General features: G+C 70.4%; 4 protein-coding genes and 1 pseudogene. 2 read left to right on the forward strand and 3 right to left on the reverse strand.

Annotation, left to right across the window (positions count from 1 at the left end):
• A partial coding sequence (locus B2J89_RS20285; RefSeq protein ID WP_169170674.1) for an FtsX-like permease family protein occupies positions 1–1,202 on the forward strand: 1,202 nt, incomplete at its 5' end.
• Positions 1,199–1,984: an ABC transporter ATP-binding protein gene (locus tag B2J89_RS20290; RefSeq protein ID WP_169170675.1), complete on the forward strand. Its 786-nt coding sequence runs from the start codon at positions 1,199–1,201 to the stop codon at positions 1,982–1,984. The genes B2J89_RS20285 and B2J89_RS20290, both read left to right, overlap by 4 nt.
• A 104-nt stretch (positions 1,985–2,088) precedes the next feature.
• Here the strand turns inward: B2J89_RS20290 and mgtA are convergent, their stop codons facing one another.
• The 3 genes and pseudogenes from mgtA to B2J89_RS22885 form a co-directional block, all read right to left on the reverse strand.
• Positions 2,089–4,800, reverse strand: a complete 2,712-nt coding sequence (gene mgtA / locus B2J89_RS20295; protein ID WP_169170676.1) for a magnesium-translocating P-type ATPase — start codon at positions 4,798–4,800, stop codon at positions 2,089–2,091.
• Between the two features lie 186 nt (positions 4,801–4,986).
• On the reverse strand, positions 4,987–5,916 hold the full coding sequence (locus B2J89_RS20300; RefSeq protein WP_169170677.1) for an MBL fold metallo-hydrolase: 930 nt from the start codon (positions 5,914–5,916) through the stop codon (positions 4,987–4,989).
• 28 nt (positions 5,917–5,944) lie between these two features.
• Positions 5,945–6,274: pseudogene (locus tag B2J89_RS22885) on the reverse strand (long-chain fatty acid--CoA ligase); the annotation flags it as partial.

Genomic DNA, 6,274 nt, shown 5'->3' on the forward strand with positions numbered 1-6,274 from the left:
TGCGCGTGGCGCTGCGCTTCCTGCGCGAGGGGCGCATGCAGACCGTGCTCATCATCGTCGGCGTTGCCGCGGGCGTGGCGGTGATCGCCTACATCTCGGCGCTGATCAGCGGCCTGCAGTCCAGCACCCTGACCAAGACGCTGGGCGCGCAGGCGCACCTCACGCTCCAGGCGCCCGACGACCGGGTCACGCCCGCCGCCGCGCCCGTGCCCGGCGCCACCGTGCTGACCGAAACGCAGCCGCGCGCCCAGCGCCTGCGCTCGGTCGCCAACTGGCAGGCGCTGGTGCCGCTGCTCGAAAAGCTGCCGAACGTGGCCGGCGTCTCACCCATGGTCTCGGGCGCGGGGCTGGCGCTGCGCGGCGAGGCCGTGCAGTCGATCGCGCTGATGGGCGTGGACCTGGACCGCTACGACCGCGTCGTCGGCCTGCGCTCCAAGGTGGTCAGCGGCACGGCGCGGCTGGCGCCGGGCGAGGCCATCGTCGGGCGCGAGCTGGCGCAGGACCTGGGCGTGCGCGTGGGCGACCGCCTGACGGTGCAGACCGGCACCTCGAGCGAATCGCTGCGCGTGACGGCCCTGGTCGACCTGGGCGTGAAGGACCTCAACCGCCGCACCGTCATCGTGCCGCTGCGCGCTGCGCAGAACCTGCTGGCGCTGCCCGGCGGCGCCACCGAGCTCGACCTCACGCTGCACGACGTCTGGGCGGCGCAGCGCCTGGCCGCGGCGCTGCGCACGCAGTTCCCGGTCAAGGCCGAGAGCTGGCAGGAGAACAATGCGCAGCTGGTGTCGGCGCTCAACGCGCAGTCGGTCAGCACCGCCATCATCCGCGGCGTGGTGCTGGCCGTGGTGGTGCTGGGCATTGCCAGCGTGCTGGTGGTGACGGTGGTGCAAAAGCGCCGCGAGATCGGCATCCTGCGCGCCATGGGCGCCACGCGCGGCCAGGTGATGCGCCTGTTCCTGGTGCAGGGCGCGGTCGTCGGGGCGGTGGGCTCGGTGCTGGGCCTGCTGCTGGCGGTGGCGCTGATCGGGGTGTTCACGGGTTTTGTGCGCGGCTCCGACGGTCTGCCGCTGTTCCATATCCACCTGCCGCTGGACACTGCGCTGCGCGTGGCGCTGCTGGCCACGGTGTGCGGCGTGCTCGCCGCCATCGCGCCCGCGCGGCGCGCCGCCCAGCTCGACCCGGCGCAGGCCATCCGACTGTGAGCGCCGCCCCTGCCACCGCCCCCGCCGCGGGCGCCACCCCGGGCGCCGAGCTGATCGCGCTCGACGCGGTCAAGAAAAGCTACAACCTCGGCCAGCCGAGCGAGGCCGAGGTGCTGCACGGGCTCGACCTGCGCGTGCAGGCCGGCGAGTTCATTGCGCTGATGGGGCCCTCGGGCTCGGGCAAGAGCACGCTGCTCAACATCCTGGGCCTGCTCGAACCGATGACGTCCGGCAGCTACCGGCTGCAGGGCGCGCCGGTGCAGGGCCTCGATGACGCCGCGCTCACGCTGCGCCGGCGCCACACGCTGGGCTTCGTGTTCCAGTTTCACCACCTGCTGCCGGCGTTTTCGGCGCTGGAGAACGTCACGCTGCCAGCGCTGATGGGCGAGGGCCGTGTGAGCGCCGTGCAGCGCGAGCGCGCGCGCGGCCTGCTCGCTGCCGTGGGCCTGGCCCAGGCCATGGACAAGCGCCCCGGCCAGCTCTCGGGCGGCATGCAGCAGCGCGTGGCGATCGCGCGCGCGCTGGTCATGGAGCCGGCGCTGGTGCTGGCCGACGAGCCCACGGGCAACCTCGACACCGCCGCGTCGGCCGAGGTGTTTGCGCTGCTGCGCCGCATCCACGCCGAGCGCGGCACCGCGTTCGTCGTCGTCACGCACGACCCGCGCCTGGCCGCGCGCTGCGACCGGCTGGTCGAGCTGGTGGACGGCCGCATCGCGCGCGACGCGCCCATCACGCCGGGCGTCGAGCCCGTGCCCAGCGCGCTGCCGGCGCTGCGGCCGTGACCGCGCGCAGCAGGATCATCAAAAAAGTGAGCTGCAATCGATTGCTGCATCAGCGTTTGTGGCCGATTTGACGGAAAACCCTGGCGCGGCCCGCGCGCCGCGGCTCACTGCCAGCCGAAGCGGCGGATGTACACGCGCTTGAGCACCGTGGTCAGCGTGGCGTAGCCCAGCAAGATCGCCACCAGCCAGCCAAAGTAGGGCAGCGGCAGCGCCTGCAGCTTGAAGTAGCCGGCCAGCGGACCCATGGGCAGGAAGATGCCCACCGCCATCACCGCCAGCGTCATGCCCAGCAGCGGCCAGGCGGCGCGGCTCTGCAGGAAAGGCAGCTTGGGCGTGCGGATCATGTGCACGATCAGCGTCTGCGTGAGCAGGCCGACAACGAACCAGCCCGACTGGAACAGCGTTTGCTGCGCCAGCGTCTGGGCCTGGAACACCCACCACATCAGCGCGAAGGTGAGCAGGTCGAACACCGAGCTGATCGGGCCGAAGAACACCATGAAGCGCCCCAGGTCCTGCGGGTTCCAGCGCAGCGGCTGGCGCACCAGCTCGTCATCGACGTTGTCGAACGGGATCGCGATCTGCGAGATGTCGTAGAGCAGGTTCTGCACCAGCAGCTGGATCGGCAGCATGGGCAGGAAGGGCAGGAACGCACTGGCCACCAGCACCGAGAACACGTTGCCGAAGTTCGAGCTGGCCGTCATGCGGATGTACTTGAGCATGTTGCTGAAGGTCTTGCGCCCTTCGACCACGCCCTCTTCGAGCACCATCAGGCTCTTTTCGAGCAGGATGATGTCGGCCGCCTCCTTGGCGATGTCGACCGCGCTGTCCACGCTGATGCCGATGTCGGCGGCGCGCAGCGCGGGCGCGTCGTTGATGCCGTCGCCCATGAAGCCGACGATGTGCCCATTGGCGCGCAGCGCGCGCACGATGCGCTCCTTGTGCAGCGGCGTGAGCTTGGCAAACAGGTTGTGCTGCTCCACCAGCCGGCGCAGACCGGCCTCGTCGAGGTCTTCGATCTGCGCGCCCAGCACCACACCGTCGATGGGCAGGCCGACGTCGCGGCAGATCTTGGCCGCCACCAGGTCGTTGTCGCCGGTCAGCACCTTCACGGCCACGCCGTGCTCGGCCAGCGCCTGCAGCGCCGGGGCGCTCGATTCCTTGGGCGGGTCGAGGAAGGCGATGTAGCCGATCAGCGTGAGCGCCGCCTCGTCGGCCACGCTGTACACCGTTTTGTCCGGCGGCACCTCCTTGGCGGCCACGGCGACCACGCGCAGGCCCTCGTGGTTGAGCGCGGCGGTCACGGCCTGCACGCGCGCGAGCAGCGCGGCGTCGAGCGGCAGCACCTGCGCGCCGTCCTGGATCTGGCTGCAGGCGGCCAGCACCTCTTCGACCGCACCCTTGCAGATCAGCTCGTGGTGGTCGTCGCGTTCGGACACCACCACCGACATGCGCCGACGCTGGAAGTCGAACGGGATTTCATCGACCTTGCGGTAGTCCTGTGCCAGGCGCAGCTCGGTGCGCAGCTCCAGGTGGTCGAGCACGGCGCGGTCGAGCAGGTTCTTCAGCCCGGTCTGGTAGTGGCTGTTGAGGAAGGCGAACTTGAGCACCTCGTCCGAGGTGGCGCCAAACACGTTGGTGTGGCGCTCGAGCACGATCTTGTCCTGCGTCAGCGTGCCGGTCTTGTCGGTGCACAGCACATCCATGGCGCCGAAGTTCTGGATCGCGTCGAGCCGCTTGACGACGACCTTCTTGCGCGACAGCAGCACGGCGCCCTTGGCCAGCGTCGAGGTCACGATCATCGGCAGCATCTCGGGCGTCAGGCCCACGGCCACCGAGAGCGCGAACAGGAAGGCCTCGGTCCAGTCGCCCTTGGTGTAGCCGTTGATGAGGAACACGATGGGAACCATGACCAGCGCAAAGCGGATCAGCAGCCAGCTGACGCTGTTCACGCCCGCCTGGAAGGCCGTGGGCGTGCGCTCGACCGCCGTGACGCGCGTGGCGATGGTGCCGAAATAGGTGCGGTTGCCCGTGGCCAGCACCAGCGCCGTGGCCGCGCCCGAGACCACGTTGGTGCCCATGAACAGCAGGTTGGCGGCGTCGAGCACGCTGTCGCTGGCGCCTTGGCGCACGGCGTGCTTTTCGACCGGCAGCGATTCGCCCGTCATGGCCGCCTGGCTGACGAACAGGTCCTTGGCCACCAGCACGCGGCAGTCGGCCGGGATCATGTCGCCGGCCGACAGCACGATCAGGTCGCCCGGCACGAGCTGGGCGATGGGCAGCTCCTGCTGCGCGCTGGTGCCGTCGTCGCTGCGGCGCAGCACCGTCGCCGTGTTGCTGACCAGGGCCTTGAGCCGCTCGGCCGCGCGGTGCGAGCGGCCCTCCTGGACAAAGCGCATCAGCGTGGACAGCACCACCATGCTGCCGATCACCACGGTGGCCTTGGCGTCGTGGGTGAGCCACGAGATGACGGCCAGCGCCGTCAGCAGCAGGTTGAACGGGTTCTGGTAACAATGCCACAGGTGCAGCCAGGCGGGCAGGGGTTTTTCGTGCTCGACCTCGTTGGGGCCGACCCGCGCGCGGATGGCGCCGGCCTCGGCCTCGGTCAGGCCGCCGTCGTGGCTGCCGGCGCGCGCCAGCACTGCGGCGGCGCCGTCTTCGCTGGCCTGGCGCAGCGCCTGCGACAGCGCCTGCGGCACCGGCACGGCGTGCCCGCGCGTGTCGAGCGACTCGAGCATCAGGCGCCGCCGGAAATGCCGCAGCGCACGGCGGCTGCGCAGGAACAGGGCGAAGCGGGCTTGGAAAAACGGCAGGGCCATGTGTGTGCCTTCCAGGGCTGGCGGGTGGCGCGGGAAGGTGCAATTCTCGGGCGCCGGGCGCGGCAACGGGGCAGCTCCTGGCCCCGGTGCCGGCTTTATTTTGCTATGGGTTGTGTAGCTGCAGGCGCTTATTCAGCAAGGGTTTTATGCCATTTTTCATGTTTTTAAGGCCGCCGCAGCACGCGCTCATGCGTTGTGCAGCGTGTCCCCCTGGCGCGTGGCGGCGCCGCTGCGCACCAGCTCGGCGACCAGGCGCAGCAGCCACGGCCCTGGCGCCTCGTCGCCAAAGTGGCGCGCGTGCAGCAGGCCGAAATAGGGCGTGGCCGTGGTCCAGCCCTGCAGGTCGGCGAGCGAAATCTGCTGCCATTCGAGCAGCTTGTACTTGAGCAGCACCTTGGCCGCGTAGAGCGCGTGGCGGCGCGGCTCGCGCACGAAGCCGTCGAGGCGCCGGCGCGCCACTTCCAACGCGCGCGGCACGCCGTGGAACACCGGGCCGTGGCCGGGGATGACGGTGCGCGGCGCCAGGCGCTCGATCAGGTCGAGCGTGGCGCCGACCGAGGCAAACGCGTCCTCGCCTTCGAGTTCGGGGAAGACGACGCCGAAGCCGTTCTCCCACAGCGCGTCGGCCGAGATCAGCAGCGCGTCCTGCGGCTCGAACAGCACGACCGAATGCGGGTCGTGGCCCGGGGCGGCGTGCACCTGCCACGGGCGGTCGCCGAGCACGACTTCGGTGCCCGGCTGCAGCAGGCCGTCGAAGCGGAACCGCGGGCACTCCTGGCCGGTGGGCGCGTAGCTGAGCGCATACGGGTCCCAGTGGCGCACGTGCGCCGCCTGGCCCGGGGGAATCGCGGTCTGCGCGCCCGGCCACGCGGCCTGCAGCGCGGCGTTGCCGCCGCAGTGGTCGCTGTGCAGGTGGGTGTTGAGGATGCGCGCGAGCGGCCGCCCGCCCAGGGTCGCGTCCACCAGCGCCACGGTCTGCGCGGCGTGCGCGCAGTAGCCGGTGTCGACCACGGCCGTGCCCGAGCGGGCGCCGGCAAAGACGATGCTGTTGGCCGACAGCCAACCGCGTTCCAAGATGGTGATTTCGGGCGCAAGCGCTTGTGCAGTCTGCGTCATCAGCGATTCATTCCATAGTAAGGGTCGGTCAGGCGGCCGTGCGCAGCTGGCGCCGCAGCACCTTGCCGACGTTGCTCTTGGGCAGGTCGTCGCGGAACTCGATGTGCCGGGGGCGTTTGTAGCCCGTCAGGTGGTCGTGGCAGTGCCGCACCACCGCCTCCTCGGTCAGCGCCGGGTCGCTGCGCACCACGAACACCTTGATGGCCTCGCCCTGCGTGTCGTCGGCCACGCCGATCGCCGCGCATTCGAGCACGCCCGGGCACAGCGAGACCACATTCTCGACCTCGCTCGGAAAGACGTTGAAGCCGCTGACCAGGATCATGTCCTTCTTGCGGTCGATGATGCGCGTGTAGCCCTG

The organism is Acidovorax sp. SRB_24, assembly GCF_012931925.1.